The organism is uncultured Tateyamaria sp., assembly GCF_947497045.1.
GTDB lineage: Bacteria > Pseudomonadota > Alphaproteobacteria > Rhodobacterales > Rhodobacteraceae > Tateyamaria.
The window spans coordinates 465,348-490,935 of record NZ_CANMEU010000003.1 but is presented as its reverse complement, the minus strand read 5'-3'; the positions used below and the strand labels follow the sequence as shown (position 1 = coordinate 490,935).

Genomic DNA, 25,588 nt, shown 5'->3' with positions numbered 1-25,588 from the left:
ATGTGGTCTGTTGCCTTGCCTACCAAGACGTCGGTCATGTCGCAAGCGCACCTAGTCGGGCGTTTGAACCCCATCACCCAGGGTCTCGTTCATCCGCTCAACCGCAGTATCGGTGATGTCGATCGCATTGGCGCTGATGAAGACGCTGCGACGTTCCAGAACCACAGCCGCGCCCGCCTCGCGCATGATCGCCTCAAGCACAGGGGCTGCGGCATTCAAAAAGCGGTCACGGTTTTCTTCAAGCTGGTTGGCAATTGCGCGGTTTTCCGCCTCGCGCTGCTCGCGAATGGATTGAACGCGGGCATCAAACGCATCCGCAAGGGCGCGGAAATCCTCGGGTGGCAAATCGGCACGCTGTTCGGTGAGCGCCAGTTCTTCGGCCTCAAGCGTCTCTTCGATCAGGCGGTTGTCCTCGGCGAGGGCGTCGGTTTGCGCTGCGATCTCGCGCAAGACCCGCTTGCCAAAATCACTGGCGCGGTAAAAGCGGTCGCTGTCGATGGTCAGGATGGGACTGCGCAGGTCCTGCGCAAAGGAAACGCTGGCCCCGAACAGGGCCAGCGTCACGATGATCAGGCGAAGGGCTGATCCCATCGCCCTAGAACGTCGTCGAAATGGTCAGATCGAATGTCTGCTCTTCATCGAAGTCTTCTTTGCGCAGCGCGTTGGTAAAGTTCAGGCGCAGCGGCCCGACAGCCGTGTCCCAAAAGATCGAGAACCCGACCACGTGGCGGAACGACCCGCCCTCGCCCACAATATTGCCGCCTGTCAGATCCACATCGCTGAGGTCCCACAGGTTGCCAACATCATAGAACAAGCCCCCGCTGATACCCAGCTCGTCCGGCAGACCAAGAGGGAATTCCGCCTCAAAGCGCGCCGCGACAAACAGGTTACCCCCCAAGGGATCAGGATCGCCCGGCGCTGACAGGTCGCGCGGCCCGATGCCGCCCGGTTCAAACCCTCGCAGTACGCTTGGCCCGATCGAGAACCGGTCAACCGTCCGGTTCACCCCGCCTGACCATGCCAGATACCCCCCCTCAAGAGTGGCCCGCAGCGTCACCTCGTCGTTGAAGGCAAGTCTCTGGCCGACGATCTTGGCCCGGGTCCGGATGAATTCGGCGTCCCCACCCAACCCGGCAAAGTCCTGACCAAATTCGATCAGATAGCCCGCGTCCGGGTTCAGGCCGTTGGTGCGCGAGTCGTAGGTGTAGGTATAGCCAATCGACGATGCCGCCTGATTTCCCGCATCGATTTCAGTCTGCACCACCGCGCCGTTCTGAACCGGATCGCGGATCAGTTGTTCGTTGTCCAGGAACGTGTAGCGCAGGCTCAGTATGCCCTTGTCGTTGATCGGGAAGGTCAGGCTCGGCTGGAAGCGGAACGATTCCGTGTCGTAGTTGGCAAAGCTCGAGTCACTCTCGCTATATTGCAGCGTCAGACCCAAGGCGACGTTGCGCCCTAAAAACGCAGGCTCGACAAAGTTGATACCATAGCGTTCGGCCTCTTCCGCGGTCGAGATGCTGAACCCGAGGGTTTGACCGCGACCAAGGAAGTTGCGTTCGGTAAACCCAATGACCAGCCCAAAGCCATCATCGCGCGAAAACGCACCGCCAAAGTTGAGCGAGCCCGTGGGCTGCTCTTCGACATCCACATCGATCACGACGCGACCGGGGCTCGACCCTTCGCGCGCATCTACGTTGGATTCCGAGAAATAGTTCAGCGCACGGATCCGTTCAGCTGCATCGCGGATCTCGCGGGGGTTGAACGGGTCACCTTCCGCAATGCGGAACTGGCGGCGCACCACGCGGTCCAGCGTTGTGGTGTTGCCCTCGACATCGATCCGCTCGACAAAGACGCGCGGCCCGCGGGTCAGTACCAATTCAACGTCCAGAGTCAGGTCGCGGTCGTTGCGGGTCACGCGCGGCTCGACCCGCAAGAAATCCACGCCATCGCGTTGGCCCAACCGCTCAAGCCGCGAGATTTCGGCGTCCACCAGCGCAGGCGAATAGACCACACCGGGGCGCACCTTGATCAGCGACTGATAGGCATCGGGGTCAATCTGGGCGATATCGGTCGAAACCGTGACCTCTCCAAAGCGGAACTGCTGGCCTTCTTCGATTGTAAAGACAAGGAAGAACCCGTCCCGTTCCTCGGTCAGTTCTGCATTGGTGCTGAGCGTGCGGAAATCGACATAGCCGCGCGAGGTATAGAAGTCGGACAGGACCTGACGATCAAAGGCCACCCGATCCTCGACCAGCGTATCGGACTGGATCAAGGCGCGGAAAATGCCTGCCTGTTTGGTTTCCAGAACGCGACGCAAGCGGCGGTCGGAATAGACGCGGTTGCCGACAAAGCTGACTCGTTCGACCTCGACCACGTCGCCTTCGAAGACCTCAAAGACCAGATCGACGCGATTGTCCTGACGGCGGATCACCCGTGGGCTGACCCGTGCGGCAATACGACCCTGGCTGGAATAGGCTTCGGCGATGGCGCTCGCGTCCCGCTCGGCCTGCGCGGGGCTGAACACCCGACGCTCCTGACTCTGGACCACGGCGCTGAGCGCGTCATCATCTACCCGGCGGTTGCCTTCATAGGAAATACGGTTGATCGTGGGCAGCTCGACAACCGTGATCAGCAATGTGGACCCTTGGGGTTCAACAGACACGGTTTCGAACAATCCGCTGCTTTGAAGGTTCTGCACAGCGTCGTTTACCTGCCCCGCCGTGACCGTTTGGCCCGGAGCGATTCCCGCGCGCGACAGCACAGCCGCATCACCTACGCGTGTATTACCATCCACTACAATTCGGTTAAATTGGAAATTCTGCGCTAGGGATGGTGCCACCTGCCCCACCCAAGCCACTGAAAGCACCGCAATAATTGCAAATACTCTAACGAAATACTCTCGGCATGAAAGTGCCATATTCTGCTCGCCCCTCAACCCACGTCCCATGGTTGTACCCCACGTATTCAGACATACTATGCCGAAGTGAGTAACGGGAATGCGAAGGCTTGTCAAAACCAACAAAACCCGCGCCGCGGGCGCAGGTCGATGGTTTTTCCGGGCATGTGAAAATCAGTTGCTCAGAGCGTGCCAAGCCACGCACCAGCCACCAGCGCGACTGCAATGGTGCACCCATAGAGCGCGCGATCCCAGTTGAGCATCATCAAAAGGCTCAGGCCGCGATATCCGCTTTGAAGTGTTTGCATGACAGCATCCTTTCAGTTCCACATGATATGCGGGCCGAATACGGCCGGACTGCGGATCAAATGTGGCAAGAATTGGGCATCTGCGCCCTACCGCCAATTACGGGCAGAATAAATCATTGCCGAGCGCGAATACCATCAGCGACAGAACCAGCGTCAGCCCCACCCCCATCAGGATCTGCAAGGCCCGGTCACTGGGTGCTTTGCCCGTCACCGCCTCATAGGCGTAAAAGACCAGATGCCCCCCATCCAGCGCCGGGATCGGGAACAGGTTCAGCAGGCCCACGGCGGTGGACAGCACCGCAATGAACCAGATGAAACTCTGCGCGCCCTGACTGGCCATCGTGCCCGACACCTGCGCGATACCAATAGGCCCCGAGAGGTTACAGGTGCTGATCGCGCCCGTGATCATGTGGCCTAGCCCCGAGATTGAGCCGTTGATGATCGCCCAGGTCTGCGCCACCCCGCCGGTGATCGCCGCCCCGATACCGGGGGACTGCGTGGCAGGCTCAAACGCGCTACCGCTTGCGATCCCGATCCGCCATTGCGTGGCGAAACCACCATCGGGCTGCGGCTCGTCCACGCGTTTGGGGGTCAGCACCTTTTGCAGCTCGGCCCCGTTACGCCACACGGTCAGGTCAAGGCTGCGCCCATCGGACCCTTCGACCGCATTCTTGATTTCGGTGAAGGTAAAGATGGGAGTGCCATCCACGGCGGTGATGACATCGCCCCGCTCGATATCGGCGGCCACCGCAGCACTTTGCGGGCTGACGCCTTGCACAAAAGGCGGACGCAAATGGGGGCCATCCACAACCAGCCGCTCCCCGTCCCGCTCGACCGTGTAAGTCAGGTTCTCGGTCAGCGGCAATGTGTCGACGAACGTGCCGTAGGTGGGGTCGGTCAGGCTTGGCAGGGCCGCACCGTTCACTTCCAGCACCACGTCACCCGATTGCAAATCCTGCGTCTGCGTCGGCAGCGGACGCAGTTCACCCACCGTCAAAGGGTCGCGGACCACGCCGTTTGAATAGCCCACGATGGCAAACACCATGATCGAGAGGGCAAAGTTGAACACAGGACCCGCCGCAACCGTCGCGGCCCGCGCCCACAGGGGCGCCCCGTGCATGGTGCGGCGCAAGGCGACGGGATCAGACTGGACGTCGGCCATCGCCGCTTCGTCCTTGCCCGAGGCCGCGTTCGCATCCCCTGCAAACTTCACGTATCCGCCAAAGGGCAAGGCCGCGATCTGCCAGCGGGTGCCATGCTTGTCCATCCGGCTCCACAGCACGGGACCAAAGCCAATGGAAAACACATCCGCCTGAATGCCGGACCAGCGGCCCACAATGTAGTGCCCATATTCATGGATCGCCACAATCACGCTAAGAGCGACGACAAAAAAGAAAATAGTCCATGCGAAACCACCAAAGGCGGGGATCAGGGCCGAAATGTCCAAGGTGTTATCCTGTTTTTTGCTCGATCAGGCTGCGTGTGGCCTGTCTGGCGATGTGGTCAACATGCAGCACATTATCAAGGGTCATTGCGGCATCAATATGACTGGGATCAGTGGTTTCGAGCACCTCCTGGACAATCTCGGCCATCTTTGTGAAGCCCAGATGCCCGGCGATAAAGCCATCGAGCGCGGTTTCCTTGGCGGCATTGAACACAGCCCCCGACAGCCCCCGCCGATCCATCACTTCGCGCGCAAGGCGCAGGGCAGGCCAGCGCACCTCGTCCGGCGCGCGGAAGGTAAGTTGGCCAATGGCGGCCAGATCAAGCCGCTCGACCGGGAGAGCGCGGCGCACGGGCCAATGCAGGGCATAGCCGATGGCGTGGCGCATATCGGGCGGGCCGACATGGGCCATGAGTGCCCCGTCGCGAAACCCGACCATCGCGTGGATCATGGATTCTGGGTGCACCAGCACTTCGATCTGTTCAGGCGAGACACCAAAATATTCCCGCGTTTCAATGAGTTCCAGCGCCTTGTTGAACATGGATGCACTGTCAATGGTAATCCGCTGACCCATGTCCCAGTTGGGATGCGCCGAGGCTTCGGCAAGCGTCGCCGTGGCCAATTGTTCCAGCGGCCAGTCGCGGAAGGCCCCGCCCGAGGCGGTGATCACGATACGCTCCACCGCGCTCATCTCTTCGCCAACCAGCGCCTGAAACACTGCCGAATGCTCGCTGTCCACAGGCAGCAGGCGCGCATCGTGGCGCTTGGCCGTCTCAAGGATCAGCGACCCGGCACAGACCAGCGTTTCCTTGTTGGCGAGCGCCAGCGTCGCCCCCTGTTCGAGCGCGCGCATTCCCGGCGCGAGGCCCGCAGCCCCCACGATAGCCGACATCACCCAATCCGCAGGGCGGCTCGCCGCCTCGTTCAACGCGGCAGGTCCGGCGGCCGCCTCGATCCCCGAGCCATGCAAGGCGTCGCGCAAATCCTCAAGGCGCGTTTCATCCGCTGTCACAGCAATATCGGCTCGTAACCGTTTGGCATCACTTGCAAGTTGCGTGATATTTGACGCCCCGGTCAACGCGACGACGTTGTAGGCATCCGGATAGCGCGCGATCAGATCAATGGTGTTTTGCCCGATCGACCCGGTCGCGCCCAATATTGAAATGCGTCGGCTCACAGCACGCCGCCCGGAAATCCGGCGACCTGACCCAGCATCAGCAAAAACACCGATGCGCCCAGCATCCCGTCGAACCGATCAAGCACACCGCCGTGGCCCGGGATCAGGGCCGAGGAATCCTTGACCCCCATGCGCCGCTTGATCGCGCTTTCGGCGATATCGCCCATCTGGCTGGCCATCGACACGGCGATGGACACGCCGATCAATTGCAATGTGGCATCCGTATTGATCGCAAAGACAGCACCAACCACTCCTGCTCCGATCCAGCCTGCGACCGTCCCGGCCCATGTCTTCTTGGGGCTGACGCGCGGCCAGAATTTCGGTCCGCCGATCAAACGCCCTGCGAAATAGCCCACCACATCCGTGATCACGACCACCAGAACCAGCCACACCATCCAGCCAAAGCCCAGATCGTCGCGCACGTTCATCATCCCAAAGCCTGCCATCAGCACGAGCACGGTAAAGGTCATGTAGGTCACGCGGTTCTTGTCGAGTTGGCCAAAGCCCACCATCGCCGGGGCCAGCAACAAGGGCAGCGCAAAGCCGGTCGGCAGATAGACTGCCAGCAGAACCGCAATCGCCGCCACACCGCCCAACTGCACCGCGCTCCCTACGCTGGTCGGGGCGATCATGCGCACCAGCTCCCACACCATCAGACCGCAAATAGCGGCCACAAGCACGTGAAAGACGTCGCCGCCCACCCAGATGCCCCAAATGCCAATCAGCACCATGACAAGGCCGGACCCCATGCGCACCGCCAGATCAGACCACTTCTCGCTCATGCCTTGACCCCGCCAAAGCGGCGCTCGCGGCCACCGTAATTGGCGCATAAGGCGGTGAACTCGGCCCGCGCGAAATCCGGCCACAACGTGTCGATGAATTCATATTCCGCATAGGCCGACTGCCAGAGCAGAAAGTTCGAAATCCGCGCCTCTCCACTGGTGCGGATCACCAGATCGGGATCAGGCAAAACGTAGGTATCAAGGTACTTTGGCAGCGTTTCTTCATCTACGTTTTCGGGATGCAAACGCCCGGCGGCCACATCCGCGGCCAGTCTTTTGGTGGCGCGGGCCACCTCATCCCGCCCGCCGTAATTCAATGCAATGGTCAGGTGCACTTTGGTGTTTTGCGAGGTCAGCAATTCCAGCTCGTCCATCAGGTTGACCAGTTTGGGATCCAGACGCACCCGATCCCCGATAAACCGCACCCGCACGCCAAACGCGCTAAGCGCGCGGGCCTCTTTGGTGATGTAGCGGCGAAACAGGCTCATCAGCCCCGCAACCTCGACCTGGGTGCGTTTCCAGTTCTCGGTCGAGAAGGCAAAGATGGTCAGGTATTCGACGCCGATATCGGGGCAGGTTTCTACGATTTCGCGCACCCGGCGCGCACCCGCATGATGGCCGAACAGCCGGGGGCGTCCACGCTGTGTGGCCCAACGCCCATTGCCGTCCATGATAATCGCGACATGGCGTGGGCCGGTATGTGCGGGGTTTGAGATGTGACGGTTCCTGAGTTGATTTGCGAAAACGATAGGTCGCGGTTGTGCTGCGTGGCCGCCCTTTTGTCCGGGGCTCCGCCCTTTAGAAGGCCGAAAAGGTCCCCCGGCCCTTTTCAAATTGGCCTTTTAAACCTGCATGATCTCGGCTTGTTTTGTCTCAAGGGCCGCATCTATGGCCTTGATATACTTGTCGGTCATGTCCTGCATTTCGCCCTGCCACAGCTTTTCATCATCCTCGGACATGCCATCGGCCTTGGCCTTCTTGATCTGATCCATCCCGTCCCGTCGTAGATTGCGCACCGATACGCGGGCGTTTTCGGCATAGCTGCCCGCCACCTTGGTCAACTCGCGGCGGCGTTCTTCGTTAAGTTCGGGGATCGGCAACATTATGATGGTGCCATTGAGCTGCGGATTGATCCCCAGCCCACTTTCGCGGATCGCCTTTTCGACCTTGCCCACAAGGCCCTTGTCCCAGACGTTGATGGTGACCATCCGCGGTTCGGGCACGTTCACGGTGCCGACCTGATTGATCGGGGTCATCGACCCGTACGCATCCACCATCACGGGTTCAAGCATCGAGGCCGAGGCACGGCCTGTGCGCAATGATGCAAATTCGGTTTTCAGGTTCGCCATGGCACCGTCCATCCGGCGCTCAAGGTCGTCTGTGTCAAGCATGAAGTCTTCGGACATCGCGTTCCCCGTCGTTTCTTGGGCCCTGTTGGCCGCGTTGGATACCGATATAGGCCATGATTTGGGCATATGGCCAGCAGAAGTGCCGCCTAGCCCTGAACCTTGGTAAAGGTGCCGCGGCCTTCCAGGATTTCCTTGAACCCGCCGGGTGTGTCCAGCGGAAAGACATAGAGCGGAAGGTTGTTGTCGCGCGCCAGCGCAATCGCACTGGCGTCCATCACCCCGAGGCGCTTGGCCAGCACCTCGTCATAGGTGACCGTGTCATAGCGCACCGCATCATCATGTTTGGCCGGGTCCTTGTCATAGACCCCGTCGACGCCGTTCTTGCCCATGAAGATCGCAGCACATGACATCTCGTTGGCGCGCAGGGTCGCAGCCGTGTCGGTGGTAAAATACGGGTTGCCCGTCCCGGCGGCAAAGATGCAGACCCGCTTTTTCTCGAGGTGACGCACGGCGCGGCGGCGGATATAGGGTTCGGCCACTTCGTTCATGGTGATCGCGCTGATGACCCGCGTGAACACCCCAAGCCCTTCGAGCGCGGATTGCATCGCCAGCGCATTCATCACTGTCGCCAGCATCCCCATGTAATCGGCGGTGGTCCGCTCCATCCCCTGGGCCGACCCTTGCAGGCCGCGAAAGACGTTGCCGCCCCCAATCACCATGCAGATCTCGACCCCCATGTCGTGGACTGCCTTGACCTCTTTGGCGATCCGCTCGACCGTCGGGGGGTGCAACCCATAGCCCTGATCGCCCATCAGCGCCTCGCCCGAAATTTTCAACATGACCCGTTTGTAGGTCGTTCCAGAATCGGTCTCGGTCATGGCATGCCCCCGCTCTTTCAATTTGCGCGCAACCTGTCCTAAAAGCATCAGGCTTTCAATGGAAGACGCCGCGTGATCACCGACCTTATTGCCAGACTGGACCCCGTACTGCCCGTTCTGATTGCAGGGCCGACCGCATCGGGCAAATCGGCGCTTGCGCTGGCCATTGCCGAGGCGCAGGGCGGGGTCGTCGTGAACGCGGATGCCAGTCAGGTTTATGACTGCTGGCGCGTGATCACCGCACGCCCCTCGCCCGAGGAAGAGGGTCGCGCCCCGCATCGCCTTTATGGGCATGTCGCCTATGACACCCCCTACTCCACCGGGCATTGGCTGCGCGAGGTCGCGCCGTTGCTGGCCGGACCGCGCCCGATCATCGTCGGAGGGACGGGGCTGTATTTCGCCGCGCTCACCGAAGGGTTGGCTGAGATACCCGAAACCCCACCCGCTGTGCGCGCCAGTGGCGACGCGATGGAAGCGGGCGATATGCTGGCCGCACTCGATCCCGACACGGTCGCGCGCATCGACACCGCAAACCGCGCCCGTGTGCAGCGTGCCTGGGAGGTGCAGACCACCACAGGGCGTGGGCTTGCGGCGTGGCAGGATGACACCGCCCCACCGCTCTTGGCCAAAGGGGGCTATACAGGGATCGTTCTGGACAGCCCCAAGGCCTGGCTGACCCCACGGATCGAAACACGCTTTGATCAGATGTTGCGCGAGGGCGGGCTTGAGGAAGCCCGCACCATGCGTGCCCGGTATGATCCTACCCTGCCCGCCTGCCGCGCTATCGGGGTGCGCGAGGCGATGGGCGTGCTGGAGGGCACAATGACCCACGCCCAGGCCGTTGAAAGCGCCACAATCGCAACGCGCCGCTATGCCAAGCGCCAGCGCACATGGTTTCGCGCCCGCATGGCGGACTGGCAGTGGATTGATGCAGAGCAACTCGCGCGTTTTTGACCTTTTTCCCTTTTTTTGCCGGATTAATCATGTCATCCATGTTGGAAATTTACAGTTTCGAACAAACGTGCAGGTCAGATGTCCCTTGCCCCGATCAGGATCGCGACTCTTGGCCAGCTGACCGGTCCACAGGACTGGCGGCTGTCCCAGGTCCATGATCGCCCCGAGCATCTGATCATCTGGATCACGCGCGGTCAGGGGCGGATGCTGCTGAATGGCACACGACGCGGGGTGGGCACGCACAATGCCATGTCGATCCCGCCGCACACGCTGTTCTCGCTTGAACTGGGCCGCCAGGGGGCGGGTATGATTGCCCTGATCCCCGATGGCAGCGACGTGCGCCTGCCCGAAGGACCCCGGCAGTTGCGCATCCGCGATGTAGCCGCGATTTCGGACATGACCGCGTTGTTTGAGGCCGCACATCGCGAAGTCACCACACCGCGCCCGCTGACGCAGGATGCGCTTGATGGGCATGCAGCCCTGATTTCAGTCTGGTTGCGCCGCCAGATCGCGATACCCGATCACCTGCCCTTGCCGATGAACGCTGCTGCCCGATTGAGTGCGGCCTTTTGTGACCGCATTGCGCGCCACCATGCCTTGGGTCTGACCATGGCCGACCATGCGGAGGCGTTGAACGTGACCCCAACGCACCTGACCCGCGCCTGCAAGGCCGCCACAGGGCGCACGGCGGCGGATCTTTTGACCGAACGTGTACTTTATGCCGCACGGATCGGATTGATCGAAAGCGACGGTGCCATTCAGGATGTGGCGCGGCATCTGGGCTTTGGATCGGCAGCCTATTTCACCCGGTTCATGCAGCAACATACCGGAATGACCCCATCCGCGGTGCGCCAGAAAGGGCGGCTTTAGCTGTCACCAGGCGGTGCCGTTCGTCCAGACATGTCGCCTACGGACCATGTAAATGTCGCAAACGTGCAATAAAATTTGTAAGGACACCGTTGACCTGCGTCCGGTTCTGTTGCCTCATGCTGCGATAACCGACTGATGCTGCACGGGTGCGCACTGTTTCAAGCCAGACAGAGCCCCCACCGGGAACAAGTCAGGCAGTCGGAAACCGGGGAGCCAACGTGTCGTAGCCAATCAATCACCGACGAAATTCTTCTGACGCCTATGCGGCGTCGATGCGAGGCGCAGCCAATGTCGCCCGCACCACATCACCGGTAGCGCAAGACTGCCGCAAGCCACCACAACAGGGGCGATATATGGGACTTTTCATTCTCAGACGACTGGGTTTGATGTTGCTGACGGCATTGTGCCTGACCTTCATCGTGTTCTTTCTGACCAATCTTTACCCGAATCTCGAAAAACTGGCCAAGACCCAAGGCAACTTCCGCATGTCGGACGAAGCCGTGGCAAGCTGGCTCGGGGATCGCGGATATACCGACAATACCCTCATCAAATATGGGCGCTGGCTTGGGGTTGCCCCCGGTTGGACGACAGAGAAAGACGACGGCACGGTGACGGGCCAATGCTTTAACGAAGGCACCCCGGTCGAAAACCGGCCCACCTTCTGCGGGGTGTTGCAGGGCGACTGGGGCTATTCACTGGTCTTCAAGGACGAGGTCGGCAGTCTGGTGGCCACCCGATTGGCGGCCACGGGCAAGCTGATGGGCTTTGTGTTGCTGGTGATGGTGCCCATGGCGCTGATTGTGGGCGTGCTTGCCGGGATGCGCGAGGGCTCGGGGCTTGATCGATCGCTCTCGACCTTCTCGATTACGACCACCGCGACGCCCGAATACGTGTCGGGGGTCATATTTATCGCAGTCTTTGCCTCATCCGCCTTTGGGCTGAAATGGTTCAAGGGGTCCGCGACCCAGGCCATCGAGAACGCGACCTTCGAGAATTTCACCCTGCCGGTGGTCACCATTGCGCTTTACGGGATGGGATATATCGCGCGGATGACGCGGGCATCGATGACCGAGGTGATGACCGCGCAATATATCCGCACCGCCCGGCTCAAGGGGGTGAGTTTTGGCAACATCGTGATGAAACACGCGCTGCGCAACGCGCTGATCGCGCCCTTCACGGTGATCATGCTGCAAATCCCGTGGCTGCTGAACGGGGTCGTGATCGTCGAGACGCTCTTTAACTACAAGGGCTTTGGCTGGCTGCTGGTGCAGGCGGCGGGCAACAATGACATCGAACTTCTTCTGGCCGTTTCGGTCGTCTCTGTGGTCGTGGTGCTGATCACGCAGCTGATATCTGATGTCGGCTATGTGTTCCTGAACCCACGCATCCGCATTTCTTAAGGGAGGGCCAGAGATATGGAACCTTTGACATGGACCGGCACGCTTGGGCAATTTCTGGACCCGGTGCTGTATGTGCTGGTGGCGCTGTTCTTGGTCGCCGTGCTGGCGCAGATCGTGCTGAGCGTCGCCACGGGCGGCGCGCGCGTCGTCACCAACCCGGACGGGACGTTGAGTACCGCCGGCGGCCCCTATGATCTGGCCGCAACGGCGACACGCTGGACGGGGACAGCCCTGCTGGCCCTGTTGGTGATCTATCTGATTGGCGGTGTACTTGGCGGTCCAGGACTGGGCGGGATCATCGGCGGGATGAGCCAGCAGTTGATCCCCGTCTGGATCGCGCTGGTCGTGACCTTCGTGGTGTCGATCCAGTTCAAGCGCCGCCTCGGGCTATATGGCAAACTGTTTGACTCGACTGTCGGCATGATCGGCTTTGCGCTGGTGATGTTCTGGGTCTTTGCGGGTGTGATGGCGGGCGTGTTCGACTGGATTTCGCCCCATGACAGCCTGTCCCAGGTGTCGGGGATGAAGAACAAGGTGCCCGGCACGCCCCTGCGCGGTGCCGAAGAAGGCGAATATGGCTGGTATCTTCTGGGCGGTGACAACCTTGCGCGCGACGTCTTCAGCCGCTTGTTCAAGGGGGCTTGGGTTGTGGTGCAGATCGCACCGCTTGCGACGCTCTTCGCCTTCATGGTCGGCATCACCCTTGGCCTGCCTGCGGGCTATTACGGGGGCCGCCTGGACATCGTGCTGTCCTTCCTCGCCAACCTGATCCTCGCCTTTCCGGTGATCCTGCTGTTCTACCTGCTGGTCACACCCGAGATCGTCGCGACCGGCATTCCCAACTATATGGCCACGGTGCTGTTCATCTTTCCGCTGATCTTTGTCGCGGTACTGCTGAACTCGCGCTATTATACGCAGCCCTCGTTCCGCACCCCGTTGTTGATCGGGGTGCTGGGGGTTCTGGGCTGGATTTACCTCTCGTTGATCTCGACCAACGGGGCCATCGTGTCCACGGCAACCTACGCGATCCCCGGCCTGCCCAATGCGGTGGACCTGTTCAACATCGATGCCGGCATTCTGGTCGTGTTCGTGTCGGTGGTCTTTGTGAACGCGCCCACTGTGTTTCGGATCGTGCGGAGCCTCGCGCTCGACATCAAGACGCGCGACTATGTGGCCGCCGCCCAGACCCGCGGCGAGGGGCCGTGGTACATCATGCTGTGGGAGATCCTGCCCAATGCGCGCGGGCCGCTGATCGTCGATTTCTGCCTGCGCATCGGCTACACCACCATCCTGCTCGGCACCCTCGGTTTCTTTGGCCTTGGCCTCGAAAGCGAGAGCCCGGACTGGGGCACAACCATCAATGCCGGTCGCCGCCTGTTGTCGGTCTACCCGCATGCCGCGATTGCACCGGCCCTTGCGCTGCTGACGCTGGTGCTGGGGTTGAACCTGCTGGCGGATGGGTTGCGCGAAGAAAGTCTGAAAGACTGATTTCAAGTGTGGGACCGGGGGCCAGCCCCCGGACCCCCGGAGTTTATTTGGCAAGATGAAGATGGATCAAAACTTCTCTGGGCCAAACGGGAGACGAACAAGATGGCGAAACCTGACTATGACGGCCCGATCCTCGAGATCGACAAGCTGAGCATTTCATTCTTCACGCGGCTGCGCGAAATTCCGGCGGTGATGGATTTTTCGGTCACGGTGCAACCCGGCGAGGCCGTGGGTCTGGTTGGTGAATCCGGCTGCGGCAAGTCCACCGTGGCCCTCGGGGTCATGCAGGATCTGGGCAAGAATGGACGCATCGTGGGCGGCTCGATCAAGTTCAAGGGCCGCGATCTGCAGGAAATGAGCGCCGAAGAGTTGCGCGACATTCGCGGCTCCGAAATCGCGATGATCTATCAGGAGCCGATGGCTTCGCTGAACCCGGCCATGAAAATCGGCAAGCAGTTGATGGAAGTGCCGATGATCCATCAGGGCATGTCGGAAAAAGACGCCTATGAGCGCGCCTTGCAGGTGGTCACGGATGTGAAACTGCCCGATCCCAAGCGTATCCTGAATTCCTTTCCCCACCAGCTTTCGGGCGGCCAGCAGCAGCGTATCGTGATTGCGATGGCGCTGATGTCCGAGCCGTCGCTGTTGATCCTCGATGAGCCGACCACCGCGCTTGACGTCACCGTTGAGGCGGCTGTGGTCGAACTGGTCAAGGATCTGGGCAAGAAATACGGCACCTCCATGCTGTTCATCAGCCACAACCTTGGCCTTGTGCTTGAAACCTGTGACCGCATTTGTGTGATGTATTCCGGCGAAGCGGTTGAGCGCGGCAGCATCGAGCAGGTCTTTGACGAGATGCAGCACCCCTATACCCAGGCTCTCTTCCGCTCGATCCCGCTGCCCGGTGCTGACAAGAACGCCCGCCCCCTCGTGGCGATCCCCGGCAACTTCCCCCTGCCCCACGAACGCCCACCCGGATGCAATTTCGGCCCGCGTTGCGATTATTTCGAGGCCGGGCGCTGCGATGTCAACGAGGCCATCCCGATGCGTCCCGCCAACCCGGATGCAAGCCATGAAAGCCGCTGTGTGAAGTTTGAGGAGATCGACTGGAACGCGCCCATGGAGCTGGCCGAGGTCAAGCAGAAGGGCGAGATCGGCGATGTTGTCCTGAAAATGGACAACCTCAAGAAATATTACGAGGTTGCTGCCTCCGCCCTGTTCTCGTCCGGTGAAAAGAAGGTGGTCAAGGCCAACGAGACCCTGAGTTTCGAGGCCCGCGAGTCCGAGACCCTCGCCATCGTGGGCGAGTCCGGCTGCGGCAAATCCACCTTTGCAAAGGTGTTGATGGGGCTTGAGACCGCGACCGAGGGCACGATCACCCTCGGCAACAAGGCCATTCAGGATATTCCCATCGAAGAGCGCGACACCCAGACGGTTGCAGACGTGCAGATGGTGTTCCAGAACCCGTTCGACACCCTGAACCCGTCCATGACCGTGGGCCGCCAGATCATCCGCGCGCTTGAGATCTTCAAGGTCGGCAATAACGAGGCAGAACGGCATCAGCGCATGCTGGAACTGCTGGACCTTGTGAAGCTGCCCCGCGCTTTTGCGACCCGTATGCCGCGCCAATTGTCGGGCGGGCAGAAACAGCGTGTGGGGATTGCCCGCGCCTTTGCCGGAGATGCCCGGATCGTGGTTGCGGACGAACCCGTCTCGGCCCTTGATGTGTCAGTGCAGGCGGCCGTCACCGACCTGCTGATGGAAATCCAGCGCGAGCACAAGACGACCCTGCTGTTCATCAGCCACGATCTGTCGATTGTGCGCTATCTGAGCGACCGGGTGATGGTGATGTATCTGGGCCATGTGGTCGAACTGGGCAGCACCGATCAGGTGTTCTCGCCCCCCTATCACCCCTATACCGAGGCGCTTTTGTCCGCGGTTCCCATTGCCGATACCAAGGTCGAAAAACAGCACATCGTGCTTGAGGGGGACATCCCCTCGGCGATGAACCCACCTACGGGCTGCCCTTTCCAGACACGGTGCCGTTGGAAGTCGGAGGTACCCGGAGGCCTGTGTGACAAGGAAGTGCCGCCCGTGCGTCACCTGGCCGACGGGCATCAGGTGAAATGCCATCTGGCCGATGACATTCTGGCCCGGATGGAACCCGTGATCAAAATCGCTGCTGAATGAGATCGGGGCCGCAGTGATGCGGCCCTTTTTGCATCAGGCTGCGGTTATCAGGGTGGCGTAGTAGATTTGGATATCGCTCCAATTGGCGGCGACGACCCCGGCCCCGTAACCGACCCAGAAATACCGAAGCCGGGGCGTGTCATGGGCAAAGACCTGCCCAAGCAGGAATCCGATGGGTGCGGCCATGACCCCGACCAGCAGCGCCAGTTTGACGTAATCCGCCAGCAACATCTGATACAGCGTCACCATATCAAAGGACATCAACACCAGAAGGCCGAATTGATGGGCAAACAACACCCCCGCAATGCCGCCCAGAAAGCCACCCGCTGCCAGCATGTCCAAATGCAGGCGGCGCTGTTTCTTGTCATCCTGCATGAGGTCTGCGGCGGTGTAGGGCTCGGCCCCACCAAAGGTGGTCCCGGTTTCGATCCGCGCAAGGCGTTCTGTAAACGTACTTTGGACCTTCATGGCGCATACTCCCATGCCATCACCTGTGACGTCGCGGTCACGACGTGCACTATAAGTAGACTGCAATCAGGGCGGGAGTGTGACACAAGACGTGCAAAAACGCGCCATATCAGGGACATGACACGTTTGTCTCACGGTAATGACAGCAGGGTCGGTTCTGCGCCGTCGCGTTCATATCGTCTGATGGTGGGGCCACAGCCTGCTCGGCGGCAACGGCCATCAGGACCCGATGGAAACCGGGAGTGGTGGCGTCGACCGCCCTTTTATCCTGCCACCACGGCGACGCTCACCCCGGTCGCATTTACGCGCATCGGGTAGATTTTGGCAGGTTAACGCAGCACCTAGCTGCCCCAGATAATTTTCACGTAATTCCGGGTTTCTTTGAACGGAGGGACGCCGTTGTACTTCTTCACCGCCCCCGGACCGGCGTTGTAGGCAGCCAGCGCCAGCCGCCAGCTCCCAAACTCAGCATATTGTTGCTTGAGATAGCGTGCGCCCCCTTCGAGGTTTTCAGCCGGGACTTTTGGATCCACACCAAGGCCACGGGCTGTTGCGGGCATCAACTGCGCCAGACCATAGGCCCCTTTGTGCGAGCGTGCCTTGGCGTTCCAGCCCGATTCTTGCTGCACAAGGCGCAGGAACAGGTCTTCGGGCACGCCGTGGCGACGGGCGGCATCCTTGGCCAAAGCCAAAAACGGGCCGCGATATCTGCCTTTATATTCGGGGCTGGAGCCGGAGCCGATGGTGCCCCATTTGGTCGGCGTCACCACCTTGGGTGGCTGCAAGCGCACCGAGTTGGAATATTGTTTGGAGGCCCGCGTATCGAGCACTTTGGTCTGCGATTTAAACAGCTTAGAGCGGTTGCGGCTCGACAGTGTCTGCGCCAGCCCAGCTTCAGCCACCAGTGCCAAGATAATGGCTCCTGCCCACACGCCCCGCATCTTGCCCTGCACCCCAGTCCATGCCTCAAATTGTTCTTGGCGCACTATATACGGTTTTTTGGCAATTGTGCCAGTCACGATGACGAAATGCCGTTTAAGCTGCCGTTAACGACGTGTAGTCTAGCCACCAGCACGAACAGCGGCACCCGGAATCGGGGTGCGCGTCAAGGCAAGGGGAAGAATATGGCAGGGTCCGTTAACAAGGTCATTCTGATCGGCAATCTGGGGCGCGACCCCGAGGTGCGCACGTTCCAGAATGGCGGCAAAGTCTGCAATCTGCGGATTGCCACATCCGAGACGTGGAAGGATCGCAACTCGGGCGAGCGCCGCGAAAAGACCGAGTGGCATTCGGTGGCGATCTTTCAGGAGGGCCTCGTACGCATCGCAGAGCAATATCTGCGCAAAGGATCAAAGGTCTATATCGAAGGTCAGTTGCAGACCCGCAAATGGCAGGACCAGTCCGGTCAGGACAAGTACAGCACCGAAGTGGTGCTGCAAGGTTATGGCGGCACGCTCACGATGCTGGATGGTCGTGACGGCGGCGGTGGCGGTAGCGGTAACTATGGCGGCGGCGGTGGTGGCCAGATGGGTTATGATGATCGCGACAGCGGCTATGGCGGCGGCAGCGGTGGCGGTGGCAATGCTCCAAGCCCAAGCCGCGATCTCGACGACGAGATCCCGTTCTAAGCCCTTTACATGGGTCCCGAACTGCGGATCATCCTGTTTCTGATCGCGGCATTCGGCTTTGCCTATGTCGCGGTCTATCCCCGACTGAGCGTGCAACGGCTTGGTGCGTTACTGGCCTATGATGCGGTGATATCGGCAGTGGTCTTCGTGTGCATCGCCATGGCCTATGCAGGGCAGGGTCTGTCGTTTGTGATGCTGGGGCTGCCGCTGCCCTGGTGGGCATTTACCATCCTTGCCGGGGTCGTGATCGAAATTCCGTTCTATCTCTGGTTCTGTACCCGTCATGGCATCGACCCATGGGGCCGGGATATCGATGACTAGGCCAGCGCGTCGTTCAGCACCCCCAAGACGACCTCGCGCGGCACGTCAGAAGTAACAAAAGCCGACCCAATGCCGCGCGCCAGCACAAAGTTCAGCGTGCCCGCCACCACCTTCTTGTCCTGCCCCATCAAGTCCAGCAGCGCAGGTGCATCCGGCAATTCGCCCGGAATATCCGCCAGATCCGTCTTCATCCCCATCGCCTTGATATGGGCGCGCACCCGGCTTGGGTCTTCCTGACTGCACAGGCCAAGGCGGGCCGACAGCTCAAACGCCAGCACGCAACCCACAGCCACCCCTTCGCCGTGCAGCAGGCGATCAGAATAGCCCGTTGCCGCCTCAAGCGCGTGGCAAAACGTGTGGCCCAGGTTGAGCAAGGCGCGTTCTCCCTGCTCGGTCTCATCGCGGGTGACGATATCGGCCTTCATCTGGACCGAACGTCTGACCGCCTCGACCCGCAGCGCCATATCGCCTTGGGCCATGGCGGGCGCGTTGTCCTCAAGCCAGCCGAAAAACGCGGCATCGCCAAGCAGGCCGTATTTCACAACCTCCCCGTACCCGGCCAGAAAATCGCGTGCCGTCAACGTGTCAAGCACGTCCGTATCCGCCAGCACGAGGCTGGGTTGATGAAACGCCCCGGCCAGGTTCTTGCCCTGGGCGGTGTTGATCCCCGTCTTGCCCCCGACCGAACTGTCAACCTGGGCCAGCAGCGATGTGGGGACCTGAACGAACCGCACGCCGCGCCGCAGGATCGCGCAGGCAAACCCCACCAGATCGCCGATTACGCCCCCCCCGAGGGCGATCACGACATCCTGCCGCTCGACCTTTTGATCGAGCAGCCACTCGGTCACCTGCCCCAGATGCGCCCAGCTTTTGGTGGCCTCACCGGGGGGCAGTTCAAGGGACACAAAGTCAATGCCAGCCTGCACCAAACCGACGCGCAACCCCTCAAGATGCAGGGCCGCAACGCGCGTTTCGGTGACCACCGCCACGCGAGGCCGCTTGAGGAACGGCGCGACAAATGCGCCGGACTCTGCCAGCAAACCGGGGCCAATCAGCACGTCATAAGCACGCGTGCCCAAAGGCACATGGACGGTTTCACGCATGTTTCTGCTCCAACACATCCGGGCGTTCGGCCAGCAAGGCGGCAATGACACGGTCCACCATCTGCTCGATCGACAAGTCCGGCAAAGACTGCACCACCACATCCGCCTGCGCATAAAGGGGAACACGTGCATCATAGATTTCGGCCAGAGTCGCACGTGGATCGGGGGTGCGCAGCAAGGGGCGCGTGTCCTTGTGGCGCACGCGTTGCCACAAAAGGCCCAGGTCCGCATCCAGCCAGACCGAGACACCGCGCGCCGTGATATTGGCGCGGTTCACCTCGGCCAGAAACGCGCCCCCGCCGGTGGACAGCACGCCTCGCGCCTCATCCAGCAGCCGCGATATCACCTGGGTTTCCTTGGTGCGAAAGAACGGTTCGCCATCACGTTCAAAGATTTCGGGCACGGTCATGTTCGCGGCCGCCTCGATCTCGGCATCGCTGTCCAGAAACGGCACGCCAAGCCGCAGCGCAAGGGCGCGCCCCACAGCCGTTTTGCCCGCGCCCATCATGCCGACCATCACAATGGTCTTTTTCAGCCTGTAGCGTCCCGCGTATAGATGATTTTGCTGATTTTCGCTCATTATGCCGTATGTGACGTGATTTTAGGAAAAAGGCCATATATGCTTTGGGCAAAACCAAGAAACCATTGGCAAATTACCGGGGCAGTTACATTATGGGCCGACTTTTCAAGCTGCTGATCTTTTTGCTGATCATCGGGTTCGTCGGTCTTGTGGGTTATGCGTATGTCGGTGAGTATTTCGGTGCCAATTTTTCTCCCGAGCAGACCGAGACGCGGCTGCCTGTGACGCTTGATGCGGAGTAGGTTTACCCTTGCCTGTCTGGCCGCTTTGATGGGTCCGACAGCGCTGTCGGCCCAAGCGCCCGTCGAGGCCCCGCTGAGCGTGATTGACTGGCTCGACACCCAAACCAGCACGCCCGCAGCCCTGCCGCAACCAACCGAACCGGACGTGACCTCGACAGCGACCGTGCCCCAGGTATCTGTGGCCCCGCTGGATGGGGCGGCCCCCAGACGGGTCGGTCTGGCCCCTGCAAACGTGACCGGCCTGCCCGATACGCTGTGGTCCGGCAGTGACGGGGCCGAACTTGCCCGCACCATCGCGGCGATGCCGGATTTGCGTCAACCTGCGCTGCAATCCTTGTTTTATACCCTGCTTTTGGCCGAATCCCTGCCCCCGGCCCGAAATGCGACGGCCTTTGATCTGGCCCGCATCGACGCCCTTTATGCGCTTGGGGCGCTGGACCCGGCCTTGGCCCTGTTGCAGCAGGCGGGCCCGGATACCAGCGCGGCCCACACGGCGCGCTATATGGACATGGCGCTGTTGACCGGCTCCGAAGCGGCGGCCTGTGCGACCTTGCGCGCCAAACCCCACCTGTCCCCGGGCCCTGCGCATGAGGTGTTTTGCGCCGCCCGCGCCGGCGATTGGGACACGGCCGTGCTGATCCTCGGGACAGGCCGCGCCCTTGGGTTGATGGACGAAACGACCGTGGCCGCCCTCGAGAGGTTTCTTGATCCGGACCTGTTTGAGGACACACCCCCCCTGGCCGTTCCCACCACACCGGATGCGTTGATGTTCCGTGTGTTTCAGGCCATCGGCACGCCGATCCCGACGCGCGGCTGGCCAGTCGTCTATGCCAATGCCGATCTGGCTGACACCGTCGGCTGGAAGGCCCGGATTGAGGCGGGCGAGCGGCTGGCTCGCACGGGCGCTGTTGCAGACAACCGCCTGCTCGGGCTTTACACCCACCGCCAACCTGCCGCATCGGGGGGCGTATGGGATCGCGTATCAGCCCTGCAACGCTTTGAGACCGCCCTTGATCAGCGCAATGTGAACGCGGTCGCCAAGACGCTGCCGGGTGCGTGGCGCGCGCTGCGTTCGGCCCGGCTGACCGCCCCCTTTGCCAGCCTGTTTGCCAACGATCTTGCCGCCCTGACGTTGAGCGGGCCAAGTGCCGACATCGCGTTTGAGGTGCTGCTCTTGTCACCGCAATATGAAACCGCCGCGCAAGTCTTTCCGCAGCGCGCGCTGGACCGGCCCGTGCTGGCTGCCATCGCCTCGGGGACGGTACCACAGGACCTGACAGGTGACGGGGTTCCGGGGGCCATTCTGGCCGCCTTCCGCGATGCGGCCCCCGACAGCACCATCATCGCCGCCGCCCAGAGCGGTGATCTGGGCCATGCCATTTTGCGCACCCTCGCCCTGACCCACGCGGGGGGCGCGGGCGATGTCGCGCAACTGCGCACAGGTCTGACCACCCTGCGTGCCCTGGGGCTCGAAGACGTGGCCCGCCGCACCGCGTTGCAGGTTCTGCTGCTCGAGGACCCGGTGTGACGACGCATTGGATATCCACCTTCCTCGAGGCGCAGGCGGCCGAACTGGGGGCCGCGCGCAACACGTTGCTGGCCTATGGGCGCGATCTGAAGGATGTGGAGGCGTGGCTGACCCGCCAAGGCCGTGATTTCACAACCGCAACCCAAGCCGATTTCGAAGCGTACCTGATCCACTGCGACGCCCAGGGGCTTGCCAAGGCGACCCGCGCCCGCCGCCTCTCGGCCATCAAACAACTGTTTCGCTTTGCCTTTGATGAAGGTTGGCGCGCCGACAATCCGGTGATCCAGATCACCAGCCCCGGACAGGACAAGCGCCTGCCCAAGACGCTGGACGAGGCAGAGGTGGACAAGCTGCTTGAGGCGGCCCGCAGCTTTGGACGCAACCCGCATGACAGGCTGCGCGACACCTGCCTGATGGAGCTGCTCTACGCCACGGGCATGCGCGTCAGTGAGCTGGTAGGTCTGCCTGTTTCGGCGGCGCGGGGCGATCCGGAGATGTTGCTGATCTTGGGCAAGGGCGGCAAGGAACGGCTGGTGCCGCTGTCCCCGCCGTCACGTGCGGCGCTGAGCGCGTGGATCGCGGCACGCGACGAGACGCAGCAGGTGGCCCAAGGCAAAGGTGCTCAGCCATCGCGGTTCCTGTTTCCTTCCCGCGGTGTATCGGGGCATTTGACGCGCCACTGGTTTTACAGCCGGATCAAGGGGTTGGCCGCCTTTGGCATGGTCCCCTCCGACAAGGTCACGCCCCACACCCTGCGCCATGCCTTTGCCACGCATCTGTTGGCGGGCGGTGCGGACCTGCGCGCGATCCAGACAATGCTGGGCCATGCCGACGTGACCACGACCGAGATCTACACCCATGTGGTAGACGAACGCCTGACCCAACTTGTGTTGGATCATCACCCCTTGGCCACAGGGACGCGTAAATCGGGGGGCAGCACGTCTTCGGACGGCCAATAGCCGGTTTCGAGGGCGGTGTGATAGCCGTAGGTCAACCCTGCGGCACGCATGTCAGCTGCCGCCCCCGCAGCATCATAAGGCAATGCGTGAATGGTCGCCCGATCCTTATCCAGCAATGCGAATTGCGTCTCCGTGCCCCCATTGTGGGGCGGCATCCCGATCACACCCGCATTGATCCAGCGCCCGCGCCGCAGGGGGCGGTCAAACGCAATGCCACTGTGCCCGGCGAGGATGTGATTGACGGGGCCGATCTGCGCCTCCAGCGCATCCCACTCCTCCTCAAGGTCCGACGCCGGAGAACTCGACCACAAGAACCGCGCCACATCGCGTACCCCGCCATGGATAACAGCGTAACGTGCGCCTTGGTGACGGAACGTCACCACACCGGGCAACCGCGCCATCCAGTCCCGATCCGCCTCGCTCACTTGCGCGCGGGCAAAGCCGTACCAGCCGACAGACAGCACATCACATGTCGTGCCCGCCTCGAAGCCGCACCCGCAATCGGGCGCATCAGAGGCCAATTGCACCTCGCAATTGCCCGCTATCACGGCGCAACCCGACGCGCGGATCGCCGCAATCGTGTCGACCGGGCGGGCGCAATAGGCGACCACATCGCCCGTGCAGATCGGCGTGGCCCCGCGCGCGCTTACCTCAGTCAGCACCGCCTGCATGGCCTGAAGGTTGGAATAGGGGCCGCCAAAGATCAGCACAGGGCCATCCAAAACGCCCATATCTGCGTGCTGCATTGCCTCACCTCCCTTGATTGCGCGCGTTCTGCCCCCCATAACCCAAGTCGGATCAAAGGATAAATCACGAATGGAAGACCCCACCACCGCGCTTGACGCAGCCTTCTGGATCACCTGCGGGGTGATCGTGATGCTGCTTTTCATGTCGGGCTTTTTCTCGGGCTCTGAAACGGCGCTGACGGCGGCTTCGCGCGGGAAATTGCGTGTGCGGGCGGACAAGGGATCAAAGGGCGCGCAACGGGCGCTGGATGTCACCGAAGACAATGAACGGCTGATCGGGTCCGTCCTGCTTGGCAACAACCTTGTGAACATCCTGGCCACGGCCTTGGCCACCACCGTCTTCACCCGCGCCTTTGGCGAAAGCGGAGTGGCGCTGGCGACACTGGCGATGACGCTGCTGGTGCTGATCTTTGCCGAAGTGCTGCCCAAGACCTATGCGATCACCAACTCCGAAACCGCCGCCGCGCTGGTGTCGCGCCCTATTTCGATCGTGGTGCTGCTGTTTTCGCCCATCGTATCGGCGGTGCGCCTGCTGGTGCGGGGCATCCTGCGCCTGTTCGGGGTGCAGATCGATCCCGACAGCCACATCATGGCCGTGCGCGAGGAAATCGCGGGTGCGCTCAATCTGGGCCATTCCGAAGGGGTTGTCGAAAAGGAAGACCGTGACCGCATTCTGGGCGCGCTCGATCTGGGTGACCGGACCGTGGAAGAGATCATGCTCCACCGCTCCGGCATCGAGATGATCAATGCCGATGACGACCCGCAAGACATCCTCGAACAATGCCTGAAATCCAGTCACACCCGCCTGCCCCTGTTCCGCGGTGAACAGGAAAACATCACCGGTGTAATCCACGCCAAGGACCTGCTGCGCGCGATGTATCAAAAGATTGGCGGGCCGGATGGGGATGCGGGCGCGCTCAAGGCGTTTGACATCTCGCAAGTGGCGATGCCGCCCTATTTCGTGCCCGAAACCACGACGCTGGATCACCAGATGCGTCAGTTCCTGCGGATGCGCACCCATTTTGCGCTTGTGGTGGACGAGTACGGGTCCCTGCAAGGGCTGATCACGCTTGAGGATATTCTGGAAGAGATCGTGGGCGAGATCACCGATGAATTCGATCCCGATGGCGATCACGCGATCAACCGGGGTGAGGATGGGCATTACTTGGTCGACGGGGCCATGACGATCCGCGATCTGAACCGCGCGACCGATTGGAATCTGCCCGATGACGAGGCCAACACCGTGGCTGGGCTTGTGATCCACGAGGCCCAAACCATCCCGACCCTGGGGCAGGTGTTCAGCTTTCACGGTTTCCGGTTCGAGGTGAAGGCGCGCGATGGCAACCGCATCACGGCATTGCGGATCAAGGAGTTGGAGTGAGCCTTAGGCCACTTCTTTGGCACCGGTCTGGCCCGCAAGCCAAAGGCGCACGTCCTCAAGCCGCCCCCGTGCCACGGGTACCTTCTCCCCGTCGCGCAGCCGCAATTTGCTGCCTGTCAGATCAAGCGCACTGTCGCCCGCAACCCAATGTGAGCGATGGGTTTGAATGCCATCTTCGGGGCCGACCTGTTCCAGAAAAGTGACCATACGTTCGCGAATGACCTCTTTTCCATCTGCGCTGTACACTTCCAGATAATGCTCGGCCGCTTTGACACGTGTGATTTGCGCCAGCACAAACCGCCGCCCGGCCAGCGTCACGCTGCGCGCAGCACTTTGATCGACACGCCGCGCCCGCTGCGCAGGCAGCAACCACAACAGCGCTACCGTTTCAAACACATGCGCCACAAACAGATTCCGCAGGTTCATCTGCCACGTCATGCTGTTGAAGGGGGCCTGATCGGGCTCGAACATCGCGGTCAGGATCGCCGAAGTCAGATAGGTCGTGGCCAAGACCAGCGGTGCCGACAGCAGGATCAGCGGGATCGGGCCTCCAATCGCGCGGTTCCACACCCATTGCGCGCCCAGAGAATACCACGTCGACACCACCAGATAGAAGGCCAACGCGATGCACCAAAAGGCCAGCCGCAACCCAAAGCTGTCAAATTGCGGCAACGTCACCGGGTGGCCGGTGGTCATAATCATAAACCCGACGGAAATCAGAACCCATAGTTGCCATGACATGTAAAGGTCATGCATTTCACGTATCGTGAAATGCGCCACGCTGCCATTGGAGACATAAACGTGCACTTCGCGGCAATCATCCGTTCGCAACATGCATGGTCTCTAGCATGTGACGCTAAATAGAGTAAATGTGTCAATATGGCCTGACGGGGGTG

The 25,588-nt window shown here is 61.3% G+C and carries 26 protein-coding genes; 11 read left to right on the top strand and 15 right to left on the bottom strand.

Features of this window, described 5'->3' with window-relative positions; all coding sequences use genetic code 11:
* Positions 1–51 precede the first annotated feature (51 nt).
* The 9 genes from Q0859_RS09180 to pyrH form a co-directional block, all read right to left on the bottom strand.
* Positions 52–591: an OmpH family outer membrane protein gene (locus tag Q0859_RS09180; protein ID WP_299150033.1), complete on the bottom strand. Its 540-nt coding sequence runs from the start codon at positions 589–591 to the stop codon at positions 52–54.
* A gap of 4 nt (positions 592–595) precedes the next feature.
* A complete protein-coding gene (gene bamA / locus Q0859_RS09175; RefSeq protein ID WP_299150031.1) occupies positions 596–2,917 on the bottom strand; it encodes an outer membrane protein assembly factor BamA in 2,322 nt (773 codons plus the stop codon).
* A 161-nt stretch (positions 2,918–3,078) separates the two neighbouring features.
* Positions 3,079–3,204 carry a hypothetical protein gene (locus Q0859_RS09170; protein WP_299150029.1) on the bottom strand — a complete coding sequence of 42 codons (126 nt, stop codon included), beginning with the start codon at positions 3,202–3,204 and terminating at the stop codon, positions 3,079–3,081.
* A gap of 97 nt (positions 3,205–3,301) precedes the next feature.
* A complete protein-coding gene (rseP, locus tag Q0859_RS09165; RefSeq protein ID WP_299150028.1) occupies positions 3,302–4,651 on the bottom strand; it encodes an RIP metalloprotease RseP in 1,350 nt (449 codons plus the stop codon).
* Positions 4,652–4,655: 4 nt separating this feature from the next.
* Positions 4,656–5,825: a 1-deoxy-D-xylulose-5-phosphate reductoisomerase gene (dxr, locus tag Q0859_RS09160; protein WP_299150027.1), complete on the bottom strand. Its 1,170-nt coding sequence runs from the start codon at positions 5,823–5,825 to the stop codon at positions 4,656–4,658.
* The gene (locus Q0859_RS09155) at positions 5,822–6,607 is read right to left on the bottom strand and encodes a phosphatidate cytidylyltransferase (RefSeq protein ID WP_299150025.1); all 786 of its coding nucleotides are present in this window, start codon (positions 6,605–6,607) and stop codon (positions 5,822–5,824) included. Before Q0859_RS09155 ends, dxr begins: the two co-directional genes overlap by 4 nt.
* Entirely contained in the window at positions 6,604–7,323 is a 720-nt protein-coding gene (gene uppS / locus Q0859_RS09150) for a polyprenyl diphosphate synthase (RefSeq protein ID WP_299150216.1), read from the bottom strand. Before uppS ends, Q0859_RS09155 begins: the two co-directional genes overlap by 4 nt.
* Before the next feature lie 126 nt (positions 7,324–7,449).
* Complete coding sequence (frr, locus tag Q0859_RS09145; RefSeq protein ID WP_299150022.1) at positions 7,450–8,013, bottom strand: ribosome recycling factor; 564 nt, start codon at positions 8,011–8,013, stop codon at positions 7,450–7,452.
* An 89-nt stretch (positions 8,014–8,102) separates the two neighbouring features.
* Positions 8,103–8,834 (bottom strand): UMP kinase, encoded by a 732-nt coding sequence (pyrH, locus tag Q0859_RS09140; protein ID WP_299150020.1) that lies wholly within the window; start codon positions 8,832–8,834, stop codon positions 8,103–8,105.
* A gap of 72 nt (positions 8,835–8,906) precedes the next feature.
* On the opposite strand from pyrH, the gene miaA reads away from it, so the two are divergent.
* From miaA to Q0859_RS09115, 5 genes are all read left to right on the top strand, one after another.
* The gene (gene miaA, locus Q0859_RS09135; protein ID WP_299150018.1) at positions 8,907–9,788 is read left to right on the top strand and encodes a tRNA (adenosine(37)-N6)-dimethylallyltransferase MiaA; all 882 of its coding nucleotides are present in this window, start codon (positions 8,907–8,909) and stop codon (positions 9,786–9,788) included.
* Positions 9,789–9,866: 78 nt separating this feature from the next.
* The gene (locus Q0859_RS09130) at positions 9,867–10,658 is read left to right on the top strand and encodes an AraC family transcriptional regulator (RefSeq protein ID WP_299150016.1); all 792 of its coding nucleotides are present in this window, start codon (positions 9,867–9,869) and stop codon (positions 10,656–10,658) included.
* A gap of 353 nt (positions 10,659–11,011) precedes the next feature.
* Entirely contained in the window at positions 11,012–12,058 is a 1,047-nt protein-coding gene (locus tag Q0859_RS09125; RefSeq protein ID WP_299150014.1) for an ABC transporter permease, read from the top strand.
* 15 nt (positions 12,059–12,073) lie between these two features.
* A complete protein-coding gene (locus Q0859_RS09120) occupies positions 12,074–13,546 on the top strand; it encodes an ABC transporter permease (RefSeq protein WP_299150012.1) in 1,473 nt (490 codons plus the stop codon).
* Positions 13,547–13,648: 102 nt separating this feature from the next.
* Complete coding sequence (locus tag Q0859_RS09115; RefSeq protein ID WP_299150010.1) at positions 13,649–15,736, top strand: ABC transporter ATP-binding protein; 2,088 nt, start codon at positions 13,649–13,651, stop codon at positions 15,734–15,736.
* 33 nt (positions 15,737–15,769) lie between these two features.
* On the opposite strand, the gene Q0859_RS09110 is transcribed toward Q0859_RS09115, so the two are convergent.
* The gene (locus Q0859_RS09110; protein WP_299150008.1) at positions 15,770–16,204 is read right to left on the bottom strand and encodes a hypothetical protein; all 435 of its coding nucleotides are present in this window, start codon (positions 16,202–16,204) and stop codon (positions 15,770–15,772) included.
* A gap of 341 nt (positions 16,205–16,545) precedes the next feature.
* Positions 16,546–17,145, bottom strand: a complete 600-nt coding sequence (locus Q0859_RS09105) for a lytic transglycosylase domain-containing protein (protein ID WP_299150213.1) — start codon at positions 17,143–17,145, stop codon at positions 16,546–16,548.
* 183 nt (positions 17,146–17,328) lie between these two features.
* Between Q0859_RS09105 and ssb the strand changes: the two genes are divergently transcribed.
* Together ssb and Q0859_RS09095 are read left to right on the top strand one after the other, a co-directional pair.
* Complete coding sequence (ssb, locus tag Q0859_RS09100; RefSeq protein ID WP_299150006.1) at positions 17,329–17,832, top strand: single-stranded DNA-binding protein; 504 nt, start codon at positions 17,329–17,331, stop codon at positions 17,830–17,832.
* A 9-nt stretch (positions 17,833–17,841) separates the two neighbouring features.
* Entirely contained in the window at positions 17,842–18,153 is a 312-nt protein-coding gene (locus tag Q0859_RS09095) for a hypothetical protein (protein WP_299150005.1), read from the top strand.
* On the opposite strand, the gene aroB is transcribed toward Q0859_RS09095, so the two are convergent.
* Both aroB and Q0859_RS09085 read right to left on the bottom strand, forming a co-directional pair.
* Complete coding sequence (gene aroB, locus Q0859_RS09090) at positions 18,150–19,256, bottom strand: 3-dehydroquinate synthase (protein ID WP_299150003.1); 1,107 nt, start codon at positions 19,254–19,256, stop codon at positions 18,150–18,152. The two genes, Q0859_RS09095 and aroB, sit on opposite strands and share 4 nt — an antisense overlap.
* Positions 19,249–19,836, bottom strand: coding sequence for a shikimate kinase (locus tag Q0859_RS09085; protein WP_299150000.1), 588 nt, complete (start codon positions 19,834–19,836; stop codon positions 19,249–19,251). The genes aroB and Q0859_RS09085 overlap by 8 nt, the downstream gene beginning before the upstream one ends.
* A gap of 92 nt (positions 19,837–19,928) precedes the next feature.
* Between Q0859_RS09085 and Q0859_RS09080 the strand changes: the two genes are divergently transcribed.
* Genes Q0859_RS09080 through Q0859_RS09070 form a run of 3 tightly spaced genes read left to right on the top strand, consistent with a single transcriptional unit; the run spans position 19,929 to position 22,565 of the window.
* The gene (locus tag Q0859_RS09080) at positions 19,929–20,078 is read left to right on the top strand and encodes a hypothetical protein (protein WP_299149998.1); all 150 of its coding nucleotides are present in this window, start codon (positions 19,929–19,931) and stop codon (positions 20,076–20,078) included.
* Positions 20,068–21,606, top strand: a complete 1,539-nt coding sequence (locus tag Q0859_RS09075; protein WP_299149996.1) for a hypothetical protein — start codon at positions 20,068–20,070, stop codon at positions 21,604–21,606. The genes Q0859_RS09080 and Q0859_RS09075 overlap by 11 nt, the downstream gene beginning before the upstream one ends.
* A complete protein-coding gene (locus Q0859_RS09070; protein WP_299149994.1) occupies positions 21,603–22,565 on the top strand; it encodes a site-specific tyrosine recombinase XerD in 963 nt (320 codons plus the stop codon). Before Q0859_RS09075 ends, Q0859_RS09070 begins: the two co-directional genes overlap by 4 nt.
* Here Q0859_RS09070 and Q0859_RS09065 read toward each other — a convergent pair.
* Complete coding sequence (locus tag Q0859_RS09065; RefSeq protein WP_299149991.1) at positions 22,505–23,311, bottom strand: metallophosphoesterase; 807 nt, start codon at positions 23,309–23,311, stop codon at positions 22,505–22,507. The genes Q0859_RS09070 and Q0859_RS09065 overlap by 61 nt on opposite strands.
* Positions 23,312–23,381: 70 nt before the next feature.
* On the opposite strand from Q0859_RS09065, the gene Q0859_RS09060 reads away from it, so the two are divergent.
* Positions 23,382–24,692: an HlyC/CorC family transporter gene (locus Q0859_RS09060; RefSeq protein ID WP_299149988.1), complete on the top strand. Its 1,311-nt coding sequence runs from the start codon at positions 23,382–23,384 to the stop codon at positions 24,690–24,692.
* Between the two features lie 3 nt (positions 24,693–24,695).
* Here Q0859_RS09060 and Q0859_RS09055 read toward each other — a convergent pair whose 3' ends face one another.
* Entirely contained in the window at positions 24,696–25,526 is an 831-nt protein-coding gene (locus Q0859_RS09055; RefSeq protein WP_299149986.1) for a LytTR family DNA-binding domain-containing protein, read from the bottom strand.
* Between the last annotated feature and the right edge of the window lie 62 nt (positions 25,527–25,588).

Bases quoted from the DNA above. Each gene is read 5' to 3' on its own strand.
- bamA (WP_299150031.1), bottom strand. From the start codon at position 2,917: ATGGCACTTTCATGCCGAGAGTATTTCGTTAGAGTATTTGCAATTATT.
- Q0859_RS09065 (WP_299149991.1), bottom strand. From the start codon at position 23,311: ATGCAGCACGCAGATATGGGCGTTTTGGATGGCCCTGTGCTGATCTTT.
- Q0859_RS09085 (WP_299150000.1), bottom strand. From the start codon at position 19,836: ATGAGCGAAAATCAGCAAAATCATCTATACGCGGGACGCTACAGGCTG.
- Q0859_RS09120 (WP_299150012.1), top strand. From the start codon at position 12,074: ATGGAACCTTTGACATGGACCGGCACGCTTGGGCAATTTCTGGACCCG.
- frr (WP_299150022.1), bottom strand. From the start codon at position 8,013: ATGTCCGAAGACTTCATGCTTGACACAGACGACCTTGAGCGCCGGATG.
- Q0859_RS09095 (WP_299150005.1), top strand. From the start codon at position 17,842: ATGGGTCCCGAACTGCGGATCATCCTGTTTCTGATCGCGGCATTCGGC.
- ssb (WP_299150006.1), top strand. From the start codon at position 17,329: ATGGCAGGGTCCGTTAACAAGGTCATTCTGATCGGCAATCTGGGGCGC.
- Q0859_RS09080 (WP_299149998.1), top strand. From the start codon at position 19,929: ATGGGCCGACTTTTCAAGCTGCTGATCTTTTTGCTGATCATCGGGTTC.
- Q0859_RS09155 (WP_299150025.1), bottom strand. From the start codon at position 6,607: ATGAGCGAGAAGTGGTCTGATCTGGCGGTGCGCATGGGGTCCGGCCTT.
- Q0859_RS09110 (WP_299150008.1), bottom strand. From the start codon at position 16,204: ATGAAGGTCCAAAGTACGTTTACAGAACGCCTTGCGCGGATCGAAACC.
- Q0859_RS09075 (WP_299149996.1), top strand. From the start codon at position 20,068: ATGCGGAGTAGGTTTACCCTTGCCTGTCTGGCCGCTTTGATGGGTCCG.
- pyrH (WP_299150020.1), bottom strand. From the start codon at position 8,834: ATGACCGAGACCGATTCTGGAACGACCTACAAACGGGTCATGTTGAAA.
- Q0859_RS09125 (WP_299150014.1), top strand. From the start codon at position 11,012: ATGGGACTTTTCATTCTCAGACGACTGGGTTTGATGTTGCTGACGGCA.
- Q0859_RS09130 (WP_299150016.1), top strand. From the start codon at position 9,867: ATGTCCCTTGCCCCGATCAGGATCGCGACTCTTGGCCAGCTGACCGGT.
- Q0859_RS09105 (WP_299150213.1), bottom strand. From the start codon at position 17,145: ATGCGGGGCGTGTGGGCAGGAGCCATTATCTTGGCACTGGTGGCTGAA.
- Q0859_RS09170 (WP_299150029.1), bottom strand. From the start codon at position 3,204: ATGCAAACACTTCAAAGCGGATATCGCGGCCTGAGCCTTTTGATGATG.
- aroB (WP_299150003.1), bottom strand. From the start codon at position 19,256: ATGCGTGAAACCGTCCATGTGCCTTTGGGCACGCGTGCTTATGACGTG.
- Q0859_RS09060 (WP_299149988.1), top strand. From the start codon at position 23,382: ATGGAAGACCCCACCACCGCGCTTGACGCAGCCTTCTGGATCACCTGC.
- Q0859_RS09055 (WP_299149986.1), bottom strand. From the start codon at position 25,526: ATGTTGCGAACGGATGATTGCCGCGAAGTGCACGTTTATGTCTCCAAT.
- Q0859_RS09180 (WP_299150033.1), bottom strand. From the start codon at position 591: ATGGGATCAGCCCTTCGCCTGATCATCGTGACGCTGGCCCTGTTCGGG.
- Q0859_RS09115 (WP_299150010.1), top strand. From the start codon at position 13,649: ATGGCGAAACCTGACTATGACGGCCCGATCCTCGAGATCGACAAGCTG.